Here is a 17,669-nt window from a genome sequence, read left to right as displayed (position 1 = left end):
GCCGCCCCCGCGCACCCGGTGCGGCCGCCCCGCGCGGCAGTACCCGCAGGCCACAGGGGCTCCGCCGGCCCCCTCGGCACCCGGCGCGACGAAAAGGAGATCGTGGAGCGGACCGCCCGAACCGGACGTTCCACGACCCGGGCCCCGCGCCGGGGAGCCCCCGGCCCCTCTCTAGACTTCCCGACATGCGAAACGAGTCCGTCGGGTCCGCCGTCCAGGTCCGTGGCCTGGTCAAGCGGTACGGCAACAAGACCGCCGTCGACGGCCTCGACCTCGACGTACGGGCCGGCACCGTGACCGCCGTCCTCGGCCCCAACGGGGCCGGCAAGACCACCACCGTCGAGACCTGCGAGGGCTACCGGAAGCCGGACGCCGGCACCGTCCGCGTCCTCGGCCTCGACCCGGTCGCCGACGCGGCCGCCCTGCGCCCCCGGATCGGCGTCATGCTCCAGTCCGGCGGCGTCTACTCCGGCGCCCGCGCCGACGAGATGCTCCGCCACATGGCGAAACTCCACGCCCATCCGCTGGACGTGGACGCGCTCGTCGAACGGCTCGGCCTCGGCTCCTGCGGCCGCACCACCTACCGGCGTCTCTCCGGCGGCCAGCAGCAGCGCCTCGCGCTCGCCATGGCCGTCGTCGGCCGCCCCGAGCTCGTGTTCCTCGACGAGCCGACCGCCGGACTCGACCCGCAGGCCCGCCGCGCCACCTGGGACCTCGTGCGCGAGCTGCGCGCCGACGGGGTGACCGTGGTCCTCACCACCCACTTCATGCAGGAGGCGGAGGAACTCGCCGACGACGTCGCCATCGTCGACGCCGGCCGGGTCGCCGCCCAGGGCAGCCCCGAGCAGCTGTGCCGCGGCGGCGCCGAGAACACCCTCCGCTTCACCGGCCGCCCCGGACTCGACCTGGGCTCGCTGCTCAAGGCGCTCCCCGACGGCACCGCCGCGGCGGAGCCGCTCCCGGGCACGTACCGGATCACCGGCACCGTCGACCCGCAGCTGCTGGCCACGGTCACCAGCTGGTGCGCCCAGCACGGCGTCATGCCCGACGGCATCTCCGTCGAGCGCCACACCCTCGAGGACGTCTTCCTCGAACTGACGGGCAAGGAACTGCGGTCGTGAGCAAGGAGTCGGTCGTGAGCACCGGTACGTACGCCCCCCGGCCGGGAGCCGCACCCGTCGGCCGGATGATCGCGGCGCAGGCGGCCCTGGAGACCCGGATGCTGCTGCGCAACGGCGAGCAGCTGCTGCTCACCGTGATCATCCCGTCGCTGCTCCTGGTGCTCTTCTCCACCGTCGACATCGTCACCCTGCCCGCGTCGGGGACGCCCGGCGCCGACAGCGCCGTCGACTTCCTCGCCCCGGGCATCCTCGCGCTCGCCGTCCTGTCGACCGCGTTCACCGGCCAGGCCATCGCGACCGGCTTCGAGCGGCGGTACGGGGTGCTCAAGCGCCTCGGCGCCTCTCCGCTCCCCCGCTGGGCCCTGATGACCGCCAAGACGCTCGCCGTCCTGGCGACCGAGGTCCTGCAGATCGCCCTCCTGTCGGCGATCGCCCTGGGCCTCGGCTGGTCCCCGCAGGGCGACCCCCTGTCGGTCCTCGTGCTCCTGGTCCTCGGCACGGCCGCCTTCTCCGGCCTCGGCCTGCTGATGGCGGGCACGCTGAAGGCGGAGGCCACCCTGGCCGCCGCCAACCTGGTCTTCCTGCTGCTCCTGGTGGGCGGCGGTGTCATCGTCCCGCTGGATCGGTTCCCGGACGCGGCCCGCTCGGTCCTGGAGCTGCTCCCGATCGCGGCCCTCTCCGACGGCCTGCGCGCGGTCCTCCAGGACGGCGCGGTCCTGCCCTGGGGCGACGCGCTGACCCTCGCGGTCTGGGCCGTCCTCGGCCTCGGCGCGGCGGCGAAGTTCTTCCGCTGGGAGTAGCGGAGAGGCCCCAGAGGGTGACGTTTCCCGACAAGGCACCCCTCGTGAAAGCGTGCACAAGCCCCCGCCTACGATAGGGCCCGTGCTGACCCCCCTCGCCTCCATCGCCAGGCGCTGGACTCCGTCCCCCAGGACGCTCCGGCGCGCCGCGCTCTCCGCCGTCGTGATGAGCGTGCTCATCATCGTCACCGGTGGCGCGGTCCGGCTGACCGGCTCCGGTCTCGGCTGCGACACCTGGCCGAAGTGCACCGACGACAGCCTGATCGTGACGCCCGAGCAGGGCTACCGCGGCGCGATCGAGTTCGGCAACCGGATGCTGACCTACGTCCTGTCGGCCGCGGTCGGCTGGGCGATCATCGCCGCCCGGTCCACCAAGCCGTGGCGGCGCGGGCTGACCCGGCTCGCCTGGGCCCAGTTCTGGATCGTGATGAGCAACGCCGTCATCGGCGGCATCACGGTGTGGATGGGCCTCAACCCGTGGACGGTCGCCGGCCACTTCCTCGCCGCGAACGCGCTCCTCACCGTCGCCGTCGTCACCTGGCACCGGACCGGCGAGGGCGACACCGCCGCCCGCCCGCGCGTGCCGCGCCCGGTCCGCAAGCTGTCCTGGGCGATCACGATCACCTCGGGCCTGCTGATCGCACTCGGTACGACGGTGACCGGCGCCGGCAAGCACGCCGGTGACAGCAGCGACGTGCCGCGCATGCCGTGGGACTGGACGGACGCCGCGCACCTCCACGCCATCGCCGCCTGGGTCGTCTGCGCCCTCGCTCTCGCCATGTGGCTGGTCCTGCGCGTGGTGGACGCCCCGCTCGACACCCGGGCGCGCGCCCGCGACCTGCTGATCGTGCTGCTCGCGCAGGGCGCCATCGGCTACGTGCAGTACTTCACCGGGGTCCCCGAGCTCCTGGTCGCCGTCCACATGCTCGGCTCGTCCCTGATGTGGATCGCGGTCCTGCGCCTGGCCCTGAGCCTGCGCGAGCGCCCGCTCCCCGCCGCGGACATCCCGGCCCAGGCCGACCCGGCGCTCGCGACCGCCTGAGCCACCCCGGCCCGCCTCCGGTCCGTATCCGCCCGGCCCCCCGCTCCCGCGGGGGTCCGGGCGTCCGTCTACCCGGCCACCGGAGTGGGGCCGGCAGCGGGTCAGGTGAGCCGGTAGACCCGGCGGGCGTTCCCCGAGGCGATCATCGTGGCGACCCGCTGGGCGTCCGTACGGGACCAGGCGCCGTCCATGACCCATTCGCCGAGCACCCGGGTGAGGGCGGTGCGGAAGGCGTGTGCGGCGACCACGTGGAGTTCGGGCAGTCCGTGGGCGCCGCTGGAGAACAGCAGCTTGCCGAACGGCGCCCGCTCCAGGACCTCGGCGAGGACCGCGGCCGCCCGTGCCCCGGTGTGCGCGAGGACGGGTCCCAGGTCGGCGTGGACGTGCGCGTGCACGGCGGTCAGGTGCGCGGCGGCGCGGTGGTACGGGTACGAATGGAGCAGCACCAGGTCGGTGCCGAGCCCCGCGGTGGCGGCGGCGAACCCGGCGAGCGCGGCCGGGTCGCGGTCCCCGGTGTGCAGTTGCAGGGGGCGTCCGGCGGTGACCGCGATCCAGAGCAGATGGCGCAGCAGGACGGGGTCGGTGAGCGGGCCGCCGGCCGTGCGTCCGGCGAGCCAGCGTCCCGCGGCGCCGCGCACCTCTCCGGGCCCCGGGGGTGCGGGCGTGTGGGTGAGTCCCCGGCGCACCCCCGCCGCGGAGGCGAAGGCCACGGCGTGGACGGCGGCCCCGTGGACGGCTTCGGCGAGGTTGGCGAGGAAGGCCTCGACGGTCCCCGAGGTGTCGGCGACCTGCTCGGCGAGGGGTTCGAGGCGGACGATCTCATGGGCCTCCGCGGCCCCGGTGGCGCCGAGTTCGGCCGGTCCCGTGAGGTCGTCGGGGAGTCCGGTGTCGACGAGGTACGTGGCGATGCCGGAGGCCCTCAGCAGTCGCCGGCCCGATTCGGCGACGCCCAGTTCGCGGCGGCGGGCGAGGTACCGGGCCGGCGGGCAGTGCGCTTCGAGCCCGAGCAGCGGCGGGCACCATCGGCGCACGGCGAAGCCGGTCTGGGTGTCGAAGAAGGTGGTGCCCGCGGCGGGCAGCGCGCCGCTCCCGCCCAGCTGGGCGCCGAGGCGGGCCTCGAAGGTGCCGAGGCCGAGCTCGGTACGGAGCACCCCGTGGCAGTACTGGTCCACCAGGCTCGGCGTGTCGATCATCTCGGGGGGCTCCCTGCGTGGCCGTGTCGCTTCTCCACACGTCCTAACGGGTGAGCCCCGCGCGAGGTTGTTGCCTCAGCTGTTGGAGGGTCCGCCGATCTGGATACCGGCCATCCGGGTCCACTCGTACGGGCCGGTCTCGACCTTGGCGGCGAACTCGCCGTCGAACTCCTCGTGGAGGGTGAGGCCGGCCTTCTCGGCGGCCTGGCGCGCGATCTCGTACGTCGGCGCGACGAGGTCGCCCCAGCCGCCGTCGGTGCCGACGAGGACGATCCGGGTGCCCGCCTGGCCGATGTGCGCGAGGTGTCCCTCGGAGCCGCCGTGCTCCTTGGAGAAGGCCTTGATCTCCTTGGCGAGCCTGGCCGCCTTGCGCTCTTCCTGCTTCGTTTCTGCCATGAAAGGGATGCTACCGAGGGGTAGATCTATTGGCGACGGCCGGGTCACGTGGCCTATCCCACGTGACCCGGCCGCCGGCCGAGCAGATCATCTGAGCGGGGACATCGGTCGAGACGTCCCGGAAAGTTCCTGCAGGGGGGTTCCTAACGGAGGAACGGGTCCACCGCGACCGCCACGAAGAGCAGCGAGACGTAGGTGATGGACCAGTGGAAGAGGCGCATCTCCTTGAGCTTCGCGCCGGTGGCGCCCGCCTTGGCGCGGTTGAGCAGGCCGTGCGCCTCCCAGAGCCACCAGCCGCCGGTGAGCAGGGCGACCGACAGGTAGAACCAGCCGGTGTAGCCGAGCGGCGTGAGCAGCAGCGAGACGGCGACCATCACCCAGCTGTACGCGACGATCTGCTTGGCGACGACCTTGTTGGAGGCGAGGACCGGGAGCATCGGCACGCCGGCGCGGGCGTAGTCGTCCTTCACCTTCATGGACAGCGGCCAGTAGTGCGGCGGCGTCCAGAAGAAGATGACGGCGAAGAGGATGACGGCCGCCCAGGACATCGAGTTCGTGACGGCCGACCAGCCGATCAGGACCGGCAGGCAGCCGGCGATGCCGCCCCAGACGATGTTCTGCGTCGTGCGGCGCTTCAGGATCATCGTGTAGACCACGACGTAGAAGAGGAGCGCGCCGAGCGAGAGTGCGGCGGACAGCCAGTTGACGAGCAGCCCGAACCAGAGCGTGGAGACCACGGCGAGGGTGAGGCCGAAGACCAGGCCCTCGCGCGGCGTCAGGACGCCGGTGACCAGCGGGCGCTGGGACGTGCGGTCCATCAGCGCGTCGATGTCGCGGTCGATGTACATGTTCAGCGCGTTGGCGCCGCCCGCGGAGAGGTAGCCGCCGAAGCAGGTGGCGAGCACCAGCCACAGGTCCGGCACGCCCTGCTCGGCGAGGAACATCACCGGAACGGTGGTGATGAGCAGCAGTTCGATGATCCGCGGCTTGGTCAGCGCCACGTATGCCTTGACGCGGGCCCCGAACGGCCGATGGCCCCCCGGGCTGGGAGTCAAGACGACCCCTGCGGGTCGGGACTCGACGGCCGTCACGCACACCCCTGACAGAGAAATTCCCAGCAAGCTCCCCGGATGAAGGCGGGGTGAAGCTTGCGCGTACCACGCCACTGTAGACGTTGCCCAGACGCCGATCTTCGCGGGGGTGGGGTCGTGTTGAGGGGGTGTGTCCCAAGGCGTGGACGCGCCTCGGGAGGCGAAGTCACACGGGCGGCGGCAGTCTTGCTGTGTCCGCTCATATGAGGGGCATGCACACGAAAAGAGGGACGTTCCGGCGGGGGTAGGCTCGACAACGCCGGTACACCCTCAGTCACCGGCTTCAGACATGTGGAGAGGAGCCCTGACCCAGGGTGAGCACTAAGCCGACCACCACAGACCTCGAGTGGACCGAGTTGGACCAGCGGGCCGTCGACACCGCCCGCATCCTGGCGGCGGACGCCGTACAGAAGGTCGGCAACGGCCATCCCGGTACGGCCATGAGCCTGGCGCCCGCCGCGTACACCCTCTTCCAGAAGGTGATGCGGCACGACCCGGCCGACCCCGAGTGGGTCGGGCGCGACCGGTTCGTCCTCTCCGCCGGACACTCGTCCCTGACCCTCTACACCCAGCTCTACCTGGGTGGCTTCGGTCTCGAGCTGGACGACCTGAAGGCCTTCCGCACCTGGGGCTCGAAGACCCCCGGCCACCCGGAGTACGGTCACACCGCCGCGGTCGAGACCACCACGGGCCCGCTGGGCCAGGGTGTCGCCAACGCCGTGGGCATGGCGATGGCAGCCCGCTTCGAGCGCGGTCTGTTCGACCCGGAGGCCGCCGCCGGCACCTCCCCGTTCGACCACCGCATCTACGCGATCGCCGGTGACGGCTGCCTGCAGGAGGGCATCTCCGCGGAGGCGTCCTCGCTCGCCGGCCACCAGAAGCTCGGCAACCTGATCCTGCTGTGGGACGACAACCACATCTCGATCGAGGGCGACACCGAGACCGCCGTGTCCGAGGACACGATGAAGCGGTACGAGGCGTACGGCTGGCACGTCCAGCGTGTCGAGCCGCAGGCCAACGGCGACCTGGACCCGGCCGGGCTCTACGCGGCGATCAGGGCCGCCGAGGCCGAGACCGGGCGTCCGTCGTTCATCGCGATGCGCTCGATCATCGCCTGGCCCGCCCCGAACGCGCAGAACACCGAGGCCGCCCACGGCTCGGCGCTCGGCGACGAGGAGATCGCGGCCACCAAGCGCGTCCTCGGCTTCGACCCGGAGCAGACCTTCGAGGTCACCGACGAGGTCATCGCGCACACCCGTTCGCTCGGTGACCGCGGCCGCGAGGCCCGCGCCGCGTGGGAGAAGTCGCTCGCCGAATGGCGTACGGCCAACCCGGAGCGCGCCGCCGAGTTCGACCGCATCCAGGCCAACGAGCTGCCGGCCGGCTGGGCCGAGAAGCTCCCGGTCTTCGAGCCGGGCAAGGGTGTCGCCACCCGTGCCGCCTCGGGCCAGGTCCTGAAGGCGCTCGGCGCGGTCATCCCGGAGCTGTGGGGCGGCTCGGCCGACCTCGCCGGCTCCAACAACACGACGATCGACAAGGACTCGTCGTTCCTGCCCGAGGGCAACCCGCTGCCGGAGGCCGACCAGTACGGCCGCACGATCCACTTCGGCATCCGCGAGCACTCCATGGCCGCGGAGATGAACGGCATCGCGCTGCACGGCAACACGCGCATCTACGGCGGCACCTTCCTGGTGTTCTCCGACTACATGCGCAACGCCGTCCGGCTGTCCGCCCTGATGCACCTCCCGGTGACGTACGTCTGGACCCACGACTCGATCGGTCTGGGCGAGGACGGCCCGACGCACCAGCCCGTGGAGCACCTGGCCTCGCTGCGCGCGATCCCGGGTCTCAACGTGGTCCGTCCGGCCGACGCGAACGAGACGGCCATCGCCTGGCGCGAGATCATGCAGCGCCACACGAAGGTCTTCGGCAAGGGCGCCCCGCACGGCCTGGCGCTCACCCGCCAGGGTGTGCCGACGTACGCGCCGAACGAGGACACGGTCAAGGGCGGCTACGTGCTGTTCGAGGCCGAGGGCGGCGCGCCCGAGGTCGTGCTGATCGGCACGGGCTCCGAGGTGCACCTCGCCGTCGAGGCCCGCGAGCAGCTGCAGGCCGCCGGCGTCCCCACCCGGGTCGTCTCGATGCCGTCCGTGGAGTGGTTCGAGGAGCAGGACCAGGCGTACAAGGACTCCGTCCTGCCGCCGTCGGTCAGGGCCCGTGTCGCGGTCGAGGCCGGTATCGGTCTCACCTGGCACCGCTACGTCGGCGACGCCGGCCGGATCGTCTCCCTGGAGCACTTCGGTGCCTCGGCGGACGCGAAGGTCCTGTTCCGCGAGTTCGGTTTCACGCCGGAGGCCATCGTCGCCGCCGCCCGGGAATCGATCGACGCCACCGCGCGCTGATCCGCATACGTACGACTTAATGGAGATGGAATTCTCATGACAGACGCTCTCAAGCGCCTCTCCGACGAAGGCGTCGCGATCTGGCTGGACGACCTCTCGCGCAAGCGGATCACGTCCGGCAACCTGGCCGAGCTCATCGACCAGAGCCACGTGGTCGGTGTGACCACGAACCCGTCGATCTTCCAGAAGGCGATCTCCTCGGGCGACGGCTACGAGCAGCAGCTCGCCGACCTCGCCGCCCGCAAGGTCACCGTCGACGAGGCCATCCGGATGATCACGACGGCGGACGTCCGCGACGCCGCCGACATCCTGCGTCCGGTCTTCGACGCGACCCAGGGCCAGGACGGCCGGGTCTCCATCGAGGTCGACCCCCGTCTCGCCCACGAGACGACCGCCACCATCGCCGAGGCCAAGCAGCTGGCCTGGCTGGTGGACCGCCCCAACACGCTCATCAAGATCCCGGCCACCAAGGCGGGTCTACCGGCGATCACCGAGGTCATCGGCCTCGGGATCAGCGTCAACGTGACGCTGATCTTCTCGCTGGAGCGCTACCGCGCGGTCATGGACGCCTACCTGGCGGGTCTGGAGAAGGCCCGCGAGCGCGGCCTGGACCTCTCCAAGATCCACTCGGTGGCCTCCTTCTTCGTGTCCCGGGTGGACTCGGAGATCGACAAGCGCCTGGACGGCATCGGCACCGACGAGGCCAAGGCCCTCAAGGGCAAGGCCGCCCTGGCCAACGCGCGGCTGGCCTACGAGGCGTTCGAGGAGGTCTTCTCCTCGGAGCGCTGGACCGCCCTCGACAAGGCGCAGGCCAACAAGCAGCGTCCGCTGTGGGCCTCGACCGGCGTCAAGGACCCGGCGTACAAGGACACCCTGTACGTCGTGGACCTGGTCGCCCCCGGCACGGTCAACACCATGCCGGAGGCCACCCTGGAGGCCACCGCCGACCACGGCGTGGTCGCCGGTGACACCGTGCGCGGCACCTACGACCAGTCGCGTGCCGAGCTCGCGGCCGTCGAGAAGCTGGGCATCGCCTACGACGACGTCGTCCAGCTCCTCGAGGACGAGGGCGTCGAGAAGTTCGAGGCGTCCTGGAACGACCTTCTCAAGTCCACCGAGGCGGAGCTCTCGCGCCTCGCACCTTCGGAGGCGTAAGCACTTTGAGCGCAGTCCACGGAGCCAACCCGCTCCGTGACGCCGCAGACCGACGGCTCCCGCGCATCGCGGGGCCGTCGGGTCTGGTGATCTTCGGCGTCACGGGCGATTTGTCCCGTAAGAAGCTGATGCCTGCCGTCTACGACCTGGCCAACCGCGGCCTGCTGCCGCCGGGCTTCTCGCTCATCGGCTTCGCCCGCCGGGAGTGGCAGGACGAGGACTTCGCGCAGGAGGTCCACGACGCCGTCGAGCAGCACGCGCGCACCCCGTTCCGCGAGGAGGTGTGGCAGCAGCTGATCCAGGGGATGCGTTTCGTCCAGGGCGACTTCGACGACGACGACGCGTTCGAGCAGCTGAAGGACACCATCGAGGAGCTGGACAAGGCGCAGGGCACGGGCGGCAACTTCGCCTTCTACCTGTCGGTCCCGCCGAAGTTCTTCCCCAAGGTCGTCCAGCAGCTCAAGAAGCACGGGCTCGCCGACCAGAAGGACGGCTCCTGGCGCCGCGCGGTCATCGAGAAGCCCTTCGGCCACGACCTGGTCTCCGCCAAGGAGCTCAACGAGGTCGTCCACGAGGTCTTCCCGCCCAACGAGGTCTTCCGGATCGACCACTACCTCGGCAAGGAGACCGTCCAGAACATCCTGGCGCTCCGCTTCGCCAACACCCTCTTCGAGCCGATCTGGAACCGGTCGTACGTCGACCACGTGCAGATCACCATGGCCGAGGACATCGGCATCGGCGGCCGCGCCGGCTACTACGACGGCATCGGCGCCGCCCGTGACGTCATCCAGAACCACCTGCTCCAGCTGCTCGCGCTGACCGCGATGGAGGAGCCCGCCTCCTTCGACGCCGACGCGCTGGCCGCCGAGAAGACCAAGGTCCTCGGCGCCGTGAAGCTGCCCAGGGACCTCGGCAAGTCCACGGTCCGCGGCCAGTACGCCGCCGGGTGGCAGGGCGGCGCGAAGGCCGTCGGCTACCTCCAGGAAGACGGCATCGACCCCCAGTCGAAGACCGACACCTACGCGGCCATCAAGCTGGAGATCGACAACCGCCGCTGGGCGGGCGTCCCCTTCTACCTGCGCACCGGCAAGCGGCTCGGCCGCCGCGTCACCGAGATCGCGGTCGTCTTCCAGCGCGCCCCGCACTCCCCCTTCGACTCCACCGCGACCGAGGAGCTCGGCCGCAACGCCATCGTCATCCGGGTCCAGCCGGACGAGGGCGTGACGATGCGGTTCGGCTCCAAGGTGCCCGGCACCCAGATGGAGATCCGGGACGTGTCGATGGACTTCGCGTACGGCGAGTCCTTCACGGAGTCCAGCCCCGAGGCGTACGAGCGGCTCATCCTCGACGTCCTGCTCGGCGACTCCAACCTCTTCCCGCGCGTCGAGGAGGTCGAGCTGTCCTGGAAGATCCTCGACCCGATCGAGCAGTTCTGGGACAAGCACGGCAAGCCCGCGCAGTACCAGTCCGGGACCTGGGGTCCCGTCGAGGCGGACGAGATGCTCGCACGAGACGGACGGAGCTGGCGCCGGCCATGAAGACCGACCTGACGGACACCACGTCCTCCAAGATCAACAAGGCGCTGGTGCTCGGGCGGCGGGCGATCGGCACGCCGGCCGTCGGCATGGTGCTCACCCTTGTCATCGTCACCGACGAGGAGAACGCCTACGACGCGCTGAAGGCCGCGAACGAGGCGTCCCGCGAGCACCCCTCGCGGACCCTCGTCGTCATCAAGCGGGTCTCGCGCTCCCCGCGGGACCGTTCCAAGGCACGGCTCGACGCCGAGGTCCGCCTCGGCGCCGACGCCAGCACCGGGGAGACGGTGGTCCTCCGGCTGTACGGCGAGGTCGGCGACCACGCCCAGTCGGTGGTCCTGCCGCTGCTCCTCCCGGACGCCCCGGTCGTCGTCTGGTGGCCGGTGAACGCGCCGACCGACCCGGCGAAGGACCCGCTGGGCGCCCTCGCCCAGCGCCGGGTGACCGACACGTACGCGTCCGAGCAGCCCATCCACGAGCTGACCGCGCGCGCGGACGCGTACACCCCCGGCGACACGGACCTCGCGTGGACGCGGATCACCCCGTGGCGCTCGATGCTCGCCGCCGCGCTCGACCAGGTCGTGTGCGAGGTGACCTCCGCCGAGGTCGAGGGCGAGGAGTTCAACCCGAGCGTCGAACTGCTCGCCATGTGGCTGGCGGAGCGGCTCAAGATCCCGGTGCGCCGCTCGAAGTCTTCGGGCCCCGGTCTCACCTCCGTACGGATGGAGACCAGCTCCGGCCCGATCGTCCTCGACCGGCCGGACGGCTCCCTCGCCACGCTCTCCATCCAGGGGCAGCCCGACCGCGCGGTGGCGCTCAAGCGCCGCGACACGGCCGAGCTGATCGCGGAGGAGCTGCGCCGGCTCGACCCCGACGACACCTACGCGACGGCGCTCAGGTTCGGCCTGGAGCGGCTCGACGAGGAGGCGGCCGTCACCGCCCCCGACCTCGACGTGGAGACGGCCGCGGAGCCCGCTCCGGAAGCCGCCGCGGAGTCGGCCGCCCCGGCCGCCAAGCCCGGCGCCAAGCCCGCCGCCAAGAAGGCTCCGGCCAAGAAGGCGGCGGCCAAGTGAGCACGCCCCAGCTGGTCGTCCACCGCGACAAGGAGCTGATGGCCGAGGCCGCCGCGGCCCGGCTGATCACGAAGATCGTGGACGCCCAGGCCGCCCGCGGCTCCGCCTCGGTGGTGCTCACCGGCGGACGCAACGGCAACGGCCTGCTGGCCGCGCTCGGTTCGGCACCCGCCCGGGACGCGATCGACTGGTCGCGGCTCGACCTGTGGTGGGGCGACGAGCGCTTCCTGCCGTCGGGAGACCCCGAGCGGAACGTCACCCAGGCCCGCGAGGCGCTGCTCGACCGGGTGCCGCTCGACCCGGTGCGGGTGCACGCCATGCCGGCCTCGGACGGCCCGTACGGCTCCGACGTCGACGCGGCCGCGGCCGCGTACGCGCGGGAGCTGGCCGCCGCCGCGGGCCCCGGTGACCACGGCGGGGTCCCGACCTTCGACGTCCTGATGCTGGGCGTCGGCCCGGACACCCATGTGGCCTCGCTCTTCCCGGAGCTGCCCGCGGTCCGCGAGACCGAGCGGACGGTGGTCGGGGTGCACGGCGCGCCCAAGCCGCCGCCGGTGCGGGTCTCGCTGACCCTGCCGGCGATCCGGGCGGCGAAGGAGGTCTGGCTGCTCGCGGCCGGCGCGGACAAGGCGAAGGCGGCGGCGATCGCGCTGTCGGGCGCGGGCGAGGTGCAGGCCCCGGCGGCGGGCGCCTACGGCCGCTCGCGCACCCTGTGGCTGCTGGACGCGGCGGCGGCCTCGGAGCTGCCGCGGAGCCTGTACCCGCCGGCGTCCGCCTGACGGCACGGCGCCTCGGAGGCCCGGTTCACCTCTCGGTGGACCGGGCCTCCTGCGTCGGTACGGCTTCGAGGAAGGGCGCGAGCAGGTCCGGTACGGCCCCGGCGGCGAAGGTCAGCCCCTCGCTCCGGCCGGCGTCGAGGATGTCGTACGCGCCCGCTCCCGCCGCCGTCGTGGCGGTGAGGGTCAGCAGGCCGGCCCGCCGCTGGAAGTACGACTGCTTGACGGTCCAGCCGATGACACCGGAGCGCTGGAGGGCGACCGTGGTCCGCCGGACCGTACCCGAACGGGTGACCAGGTAGGCGCCGCTGACGGCGTGTCCGAGCGAGCGGTACGCGTCGCGCGCGAACAGCAGGGCGACCGGGCCGAGCACGACCGCGCAGCCGGCCGCCGCGTACAGCAGGACCGGGGTGAGGAGCAGACCGAGGAGGACGAGGACCGCCACGGGCAGCAGGGCGCTCCCCAGCGCCCAGCGCACCCTGCGGGTGCGGGCGGCCCGGGGGTGGGCGGCGAGGGGCGCCCCGGTGGGCGGCTGCGGCTCGCGCAGGACCTGGGCGGCGACCCGGTCGGCCACCGGCCGCTCCGCCGCCGGCAGCAGGGTCTTGAGGTCGGTGTGCTTGTCGGCCTCGTCCTTGACGAGCCCGGTGGCGACGGCGTCGACCCGGGCCGCCCCGAGGGCGCGGACGCCGAGCGGCTCGACCAGCTCGATGCCGCGCAGCCTGCGCTCCTCTATGGAGACCGAGCGGGCGGTGAAGAGTCCGCGGGAGACCCGCAGGGTGCCGCCGGGCTCGCGCTCCAGGCGGTAGTTCCACCACATCTCGACCCAGAGGCCGAGGGCGCCGACCGCTCCGGCGACGGTGGCGATGAGGACCAGGACGACGATCATCCAGGGGATGGAGACGTCCTGGAACCGGTCCCCTATCCAGTCGATGACCTCCGCCTGGGCGCCGAACCACTCGCTGACCTGCATGACCGCTCCGGCCGCCGCGCCGCCGAGGGCGGGGGCGAGGAAGGAGACGGGGGCGTAGCGGATCCAGCGCGGGTCGAGGGTCGCGAGAGAGGGGTCGTGGTCCGGGGCCGGGGGGGCGGCGGCGGGGCGGGCGAGCAGCTCGTGGCGCAGCCGCTCCCCCTCGGCCCGGGTGACCAGGTCGAGTTCGAGGGTGGATTCGCTGCCGCCGGTGTGCTCTCCGGTGCCGATGCGGACCTTGACGAGGCCGAGGGCGCGCTGGAGCGGGTTGGCGGTGAGGTCGGCGCTGCGGATGCGTTCGCGGGCGAGCGAGCGGCGCTGGACGACGAGGAGCCCGGTGTGGAGCTCCACCCTCTCGGCGCCGATCCGGTAGCGGGTGCGGCGGAGCCGGACGGTCTCGGCGACGATGTCGGCGAGCAGGGCGAGGGTGACGCCCGCGGCGACCCAGGCGACGGCCTGCCACAGCGGGCGCGGCCCGGCCAGCGCGACGGTGACGGGCAGCGCGGCGCCGGCCAGGACGCCGCTGAAGAGGACGACCCGGACGAGCACGGTGCGGGGATCGAGCCGCAGCCAGTCCGTCTCCCGCGTCCCGTCCGCGGCGGCTCCGGTCATCGTGTCCGGCGCCTCGCTCATGTGGCGTCCCCGGGGGTGGCCTGGGTGATCAGGGTCAGCCGCTCGGCCAGCTCGGCGGCCAGTTCGTGGTCGAGGCCCTCGATCCGGATCGCGCCCTTGGAGGAGGCGGTGGTCACCGTGACGGTGGCGAGCCGGAAGCCCTGCTCCAGCGGGCCGCGCGAGGTGTCGACGGTCTGGATCCGGGACATCGGCGCGATCCGCCACTCCTGCCAGAGGGCCCCCGTGCGGACGTAGACGGCGTCTTCGGTGACCTCCCAGCGGTGCACCCGGAACCACCAGGCGGGGAAGAACGCGGTGCAGGTGAGGCCCAGGACCGCGACGGCGCCGGCCGCGAGCAGCAGCCAGAACCGGGCGGGCCCGATGAGGGCGCCGAGGACGCCGAGGACCACCACCGGTACGGCGGTGGTCGCCAGGAGCCGGCTCCGCCACCAGGCGACGGCCCGCTCGTCCACGGCGTTCCTGGGCGGCCGCAGCCGCACCGCGTTCTCCCCCGTCATGGCTCTACCGTCCGCGCAGCGTGCGGTAGGCGGACACGAGTCCGGCGGTGGAGCTGTCGAGGTGCTCGCCGCTCTGGTCCCCGTCGGCGGCGGTCAGGACCGGCTCGATCCGCTTGGCGAGGACCTTGCCGAGTTCGACGCCCCACTGGTCGAAGGAGTCGATGTTCCAGACGGCGCCCTGGACGAAGACCTTGTGCTCGTACAGCGCGATGAGCTGGCCGAGGACGGAGGGGGTGAGCGTGTCGGCGAGGATCGTGGTGGTGGGGTGGTTGCCCTGGAAGGTCTTGTGCGGGACGAGCTCCTCGGGGACGCCCTCCGCCCGCACCTCGTCGGGGGTCTTGCCGAAGGCCAGGGCCTGCGTCTGGGCGAAGAAGTTGGCCATGAGCAGGTCGTGCTGGGCGACGAGGCCCGGCAGCAGGTCGTCGACGGGCCGCGCGAAGCCGATGAAGTCGGCCGGGATGACCTTGGTGCCCTGGTGGAGCAACTGGTAGTAGGCGTGCTGCCCGTTGGTGCCGGGGGTGCCCCAGACGACGGGGCCGGTCTGCCAGTCGACCGGGTTGCCCTGGCGGTCCACCGACTTGCCGTTGGACTCCATGTCGAGCTGCTGGAGGTAGGCGGTGAACTTGGAGAGGTAGTGCGAGTACGGCAGGACGGCGTGCGACTGGGCGTCGAAGAAGGCGCCGTACCAGACCCCGAGGAGGCCGAGGAGCAGCGGTGCGTTCTCCTCGGGCGGAGCCGTGCGGAAGTGCTCGTCGACGAGGTGGAAGCCGTCGAGCATCTCGCGGAAGCGCTCCGGGCCGATGGCGATCATCAGGGAGAGGCCGATGGCGGAGTCGTACGAGTAGCGACCGCCGACCCAGTCCCAGAACTCGAACATGTTCGCGGTGTCGATGCCGAACTCCTCGACCTTCTCGGCGTTGGTCGAGAGGGCGACGAAGTGCTTGGCGACGGCCTCCTGGCCGGCTCCCAGGCCGGTGAGGAGCCAGTCCCGCGCGGAGGTGGCGTTCGTGATCGTCTCGATGGTGGTGAAGGTCTTCGAGGCGATGACGAACAGGGTCTCGGCGGGGTCGAGGTCGCGGACGGCCTCGTGGAGGTCGGCGCCGTCGACGTTGGAGACGAAACGGAGCGTCAGGTCCCGCTGGGTGAAGGAGCGCAGGACCTCGTAGGCCATGGCGGGGCCGAGGTCGGAGCCGCCGATGCCGATGTTGACGATGTTCTTGATCGGCTTGCCGGTGTGGCCGGTCCACTCGCCCGCGCGGACCTTGTCGGAGAACGCGCCCATCCTGTCGAGGACGGCGTGGACGCCGGGGACGACGTTCTCCCCGTCGACCTCGATCACCGCATCGCGGGGGGCACGGAGCGCGACGTGGAGGACCGCGCGGTCCTCGGTGGTGTTGATCTTCTCGCCGCGGAACATGGCGTCGCGGAGCTCGGCGACGCCGGTGGCGGCCGCCAGTTCGCGCAGCAGGGTCAGCGTCTCGTCGGTGACGAGGTGCTTGGAGTAGTCCAGGTAGAGGTCGCCGACACGCAGGGCGTAGTCGGTGCCGCGCTCCGCGTCGGCGGCGAACAGGTCGCGCAGCCGGGTCTCCCCCAGCTGCTCACGGTGCTTGCCGAGGGCCGCCCACTCGGGCAGCCGGTTGAGCCTGGTGCGGCCTTCGTTCTTCATCTCGGACATCGCCCACTTCTTCTCGTACTGCTTGTCTGCCCCGCTGCCTCTCCAACCTAATTGATCAGGGGGGCCAGTGACGTGACGGCGAGCGCGAACAGGGCCGCCGCGAGCAGAGCCGGGGTGAGCGGTCCCCAGCCGGCCGCCGCCGCGCCGCCCAGCACGGCTCCGAGCGGGGCGCCCGCGACGGCGAGGGTGCGGAACGCGGCGGCGATCCGGCCGAGCATGCCCTCGGGGGCGCGCTCCTGCATGAGGGTGGTCTGCTGGACGTTCCAGACGGTCCCCATGAAGCCGAACACCGCCATGGCCCCGATCGCCACCGCGAGGACCGGGACCGTCCCCAACAGGACGAGACAGCCGGTCTGGACGGTGCCGGCGAGGACCACCGCGCGTACCCGTCCGGTCCGTTCGGCGATCCGGCGGGCCAGGAACCCGCCCGCGACCCCGCCGATGGCGAAGGCGGTCAGGGTGGCCGCGTATCCCGTGTTCCCGGCGTGGAGGCCGTCGGTGACCAGGACGACGAGCGTGGCGATGAGGGCGCCCATGCCGATGTTGCAGAGGGTGGTGGCCGTGCAGAGCCACCGCAGGGAGCGGTCCGCGCGCAGCACGGCGAGCCCCTCGGCCATCTCGGCCCGGAGGGTGGAGCCGGCGGGCCGGGGCGGCCGTGCGGGTGCCGGGGTCCGCAGGGAGGCGATGAGCAGCGAGGCCAGGACGTAGGTGGCGGCGTCGGCGGCGTACGGCACGGCGGGCCCTGCGAGGAGCAGGGCGGGCACCAGGGGCGCGGCGAGGAGGCCGCTCACCAGCTGCTGACCGGTCATCAGGCGGGCGTTGGCTCCGGCGAGGGTCTCGGCGGGCACGAGGGAGGGCAGCAGCGCGGTGGCGGCGTTGTCGAAGAGGGTCTGCATGGTGGTGAGCGCGAAGGCGAGGACCAGGAGAAGGGCGATACCGGCGTGTCCGAAGGCGACGGCGGCGGCGAACCCGGCCATGAGCGCGCCGCGTACGAGGTCGACGGCCCACATGGCCCTGCGCTGGTCGACCCGGTCGGCGACGGCTCCGCCGAGCAGGCCGAAGAGCAGCCAGGGCAGGTAGCCGCAGGCGGTGACGGAGGCGATGAGGAGGGCGTCGTCGGTGAGCGAGGCGGCGAGCAGCGGCATCGCGGCGGTGCGCAGGGAGTCGCCGAACCGGGAGACGACCGCGGCGGTCCACAGCCTCCCGAAGCCGCCCCGCCAGGCGGGCACGGCCCTGCCGCCCGCTGTCGCCGCCTTCGTCATCGTCATGGTGGTGCGCCCCCGTCCGTCCGCCGGATCCGAGGATCCTTCACG

15 protein-coding genes are annotated in these 17,669 nt (G+C 72.3%); 8 read left to right on the top strand and 7 right to left on the bottom strand.

Annotation, left to right across the window (positions count from 1 at the left end):
* Positions 1 to 185 precede the first annotated feature (185 nt).
* From AMK27_RS34075 to AMK27_RS34065, 3 genes are all read left to right on the top strand, one after another.
* Positions 186 to 1,121, top strand: a complete 936-nt coding sequence (locus AMK27_RS34075) for an ABC transporter ATP-binding protein (protein WP_073917173.1) — start codon at positions 186 to 188, stop codon at positions 1,119 to 1,121.
* 14 nt (positions 1,122 to 1,135) lie between these two features.
* The gene (locus AMK27_RS34070) at positions 1,136 to 1,921 is read left to right on the top strand and encodes an ABC transporter permease (protein ID WP_073917389.1); all 786 of its coding nucleotides are present in this window, start codon (positions 1,136 to 1,138) and stop codon (positions 1,919 to 1,921) included.
* Between the two features lie 73 nt (positions 1,922 to 1,994).
* Entirely contained in the window at positions 1,995 to 2,963 is a 969-nt protein-coding gene (locus AMK27_RS34065; RefSeq protein WP_107425742.1) for a COX15/CtaA family protein, read from the top strand.
* A 101-nt stretch (positions 2,964 to 3,064) separates the two neighbouring features.
* On the opposite strand, the gene AMK27_RS34060 is transcribed toward AMK27_RS34065, so the two are convergent.
* The 3 genes from AMK27_RS34060 to AMK27_RS34050 form a co-directional block, all read right to left on the bottom strand.
* Positions 3,065 to 4,156: an amidohydrolase family protein gene (locus AMK27_RS34060; RefSeq protein WP_073917169.1), complete on the bottom strand. Its 1,092-nt coding sequence runs from the start codon at positions 4,154 to 4,156 to the stop codon at positions 3,065 to 3,067.
* A 75-nt stretch (positions 4,157 to 4,231) separates the two neighbouring features.
* Positions 4,232 to 4,552, bottom strand: a complete 321-nt coding sequence (locus AMK27_RS34055; RefSeq protein ID WP_073917167.1) for a hypothetical protein — start codon at positions 4,550 to 4,552, stop codon at positions 4,232 to 4,234.
* Positions 4,553 to 4,695: 143 nt separating this feature from the next.
* Entirely contained in the window at positions 4,696 to 5,643 is a 948-nt protein-coding gene (locus AMK27_RS34050) for a heme o synthase (RefSeq protein ID WP_030322505.1), read from the bottom strand.
* Positions 5,644 to 5,957: 314 nt separating this feature from the next.
* On the opposite strand from AMK27_RS34050, the gene tkt reads away from it, so the two are divergent.
* From tkt to pgl, 5 genes are read left to right on the top strand one after another with little or no spacing between them, the layout of a single operon-like run.
* Positions 5,958 to 8,045 (top strand): transketolase, encoded by a 2,088-nt coding sequence (gene tkt, locus AMK27_RS34045; protein ID WP_073917165.1) that lies wholly within the window; start codon positions 5,958 to 5,960, stop codon positions 8,043 to 8,045.
* A gap of 36 nt (positions 8,046 to 8,081) precedes the next feature.
* Complete coding sequence (gene tal, locus AMK27_RS34040) at positions 8,082 to 9,200, top strand: transaldolase (protein WP_073917163.1); 1,119 nt, start codon at positions 8,082 to 8,084, stop codon at positions 9,198 to 9,200.
* A 5-nt stretch (positions 9,201 to 9,205) separates the two neighbouring features.
* Entirely contained in the window at positions 9,206 to 10,738 is a 1,533-nt protein-coding gene (gene zwf, locus AMK27_RS34035) for a glucose-6-phosphate dehydrogenase (RefSeq protein WP_073917161.1), read from the top strand.
* The gene (gene opcA, locus AMK27_RS34030; protein ID WP_073917159.1) at positions 10,735 to 11,808 is read left to right on the top strand and encodes a glucose-6-phosphate dehydrogenase assembly protein OpcA; all 1,074 of its coding nucleotides are present in this window, start codon (positions 10,735 to 10,737) and stop codon (positions 11,806 to 11,808) included. Before zwf ends, opcA begins: the two co-directional genes overlap by 4 nt.
* Positions 11,805 to 12,587, top strand: a complete 783-nt coding sequence (gene pgl, locus AMK27_RS34025) for a 6-phosphogluconolactonase (RefSeq protein WP_073917157.1) — start codon at positions 11,805 to 11,807, stop codon at positions 12,585 to 12,587. Before opcA ends, pgl begins: the two co-directional genes overlap by 4 nt.
* Positions 12,588 to 12,612: 25 nt before the next feature.
* Here the strand turns inward: pgl and AMK27_RS34020 are convergent, their stop codons facing one another.
* Genes AMK27_RS34020 through AMK27_RS34005 form a run of 4 tightly spaced genes read right to left on the bottom strand, consistent with a single transcriptional unit; the run spans position 12,613 to position 17,618 of the window.
* A complete protein-coding gene (locus AMK27_RS34020; protein WP_241847685.1) occupies positions 12,613 to 14,184 on the bottom strand; it encodes a PH domain-containing protein in 1,572 nt (523 codons plus the stop codon).
* Complete coding sequence (locus tag AMK27_RS34015) at positions 14,181 to 14,681, bottom strand: PH domain-containing protein (protein ID WP_073917155.1); 501 nt, start codon at positions 14,679 to 14,681, stop codon at positions 14,181 to 14,183. The genes AMK27_RS34020 and AMK27_RS34015 overlap by 4 nt, the downstream gene beginning before the upstream one ends.
* Before the next feature lie 4 nt (positions 14,682 to 14,685).
* On the bottom strand, positions 14,686 to 16,356 hold the full coding sequence (gene pgi / locus AMK27_RS34010; RefSeq protein WP_445194889.1) for a glucose-6-phosphate isomerase: 1,671 nt from the start codon (positions 16,354 to 16,356) through the stop codon (positions 14,686 to 14,688).
* Between the two features lie 47 nt (positions 16,357 to 16,403).
* The gene (locus AMK27_RS34005) at positions 16,404 to 17,618 is read right to left on the bottom strand and encodes an MFS transporter (protein ID WP_107425741.1); all 1,215 of its coding nucleotides are present in this window, start codon (positions 17,616 to 17,618) and stop codon (positions 16,404 to 16,406) included.
* Positions 17,619 to 17,669: the final 51 nt, after the last annotated feature.

Origin of the sequence: Streptomyces sp. CB02009 (assembly GCF_001905825.1) — a bacterium.
In the GTDB taxonomy this organism is placed as follows: Bacteria; Actinomycetota; Actinomycetes; order Streptomycetales; family Streptomycetaceae; genus Streptomyces.
This window is presented reverse-complemented; position numbering and strand designations above follow the sequence as displayed.

What these genes read in the sequence shown, in the direction of transcription:
- AMK27_RS34075 (WP_073917173.1), top strand. Translation starts at nt 186, where the DNA reads ATGCGAAACGAGTCCGTCGGGTCCGCCGTCCAGGTCCGTGGCCTGGTC.
- AMK27_RS34060 (WP_073917169.1), bottom strand. Translation starts at nt 4,156, where the DNA reads ATGATCGACACGCCGAGCCTGGTGGACCAGTACTGCCACGGGGTGCTC.
- AMK27_RS34055 (WP_073917167.1), bottom strand. Translation starts at nt 4,552, where the DNA reads ATGGCAGAAACGAAGCAGGAAGAGCGCAAGGCGGCCAGGCTCGCCAAG.
- tal (WP_073917163.1), top strand. Translation starts at nt 8,082, where the DNA reads ATGACAGACGCTCTCAAGCGCCTCTCCGACGAAGGCGTCGCGATCTGG.
- opcA (WP_073917159.1), top strand. Translation starts at nt 10,735, where the DNA reads ATGAAGACCGACCTGACGGACACCACGTCCTCCAAGATCAACAAGGCG.
- AMK27_RS34020 (WP_241847685.1), bottom strand. Translation starts at nt 14,184, where the DNA reads ATGAGCGAGGCGCCGGACACGATGACCGGAGCCGCCGCGGACGGGACG.
- AMK27_RS34015 (WP_073917155.1), bottom strand. Translation starts at nt 14,681, where the DNA reads ATGACGGGGGAGAACGCGGTGCGGCTGCGGCCGCCCAGGAACGCCGTG.
- pgi (WP_445194889.1), bottom strand. Translation starts at nt 16,356, where the DNA reads ATGTCCGAGATGAAGAACGAAGGCCGCACCAGGCTCAACCGGCTGCCC.
- AMK27_RS34005 (WP_107425741.1), bottom strand. Translation starts at nt 17,618, where the DNA reads ATGACGAAGGCGGCGACAGCGGGCGGCAGGGCCGTGCCCGCCTGGCGG.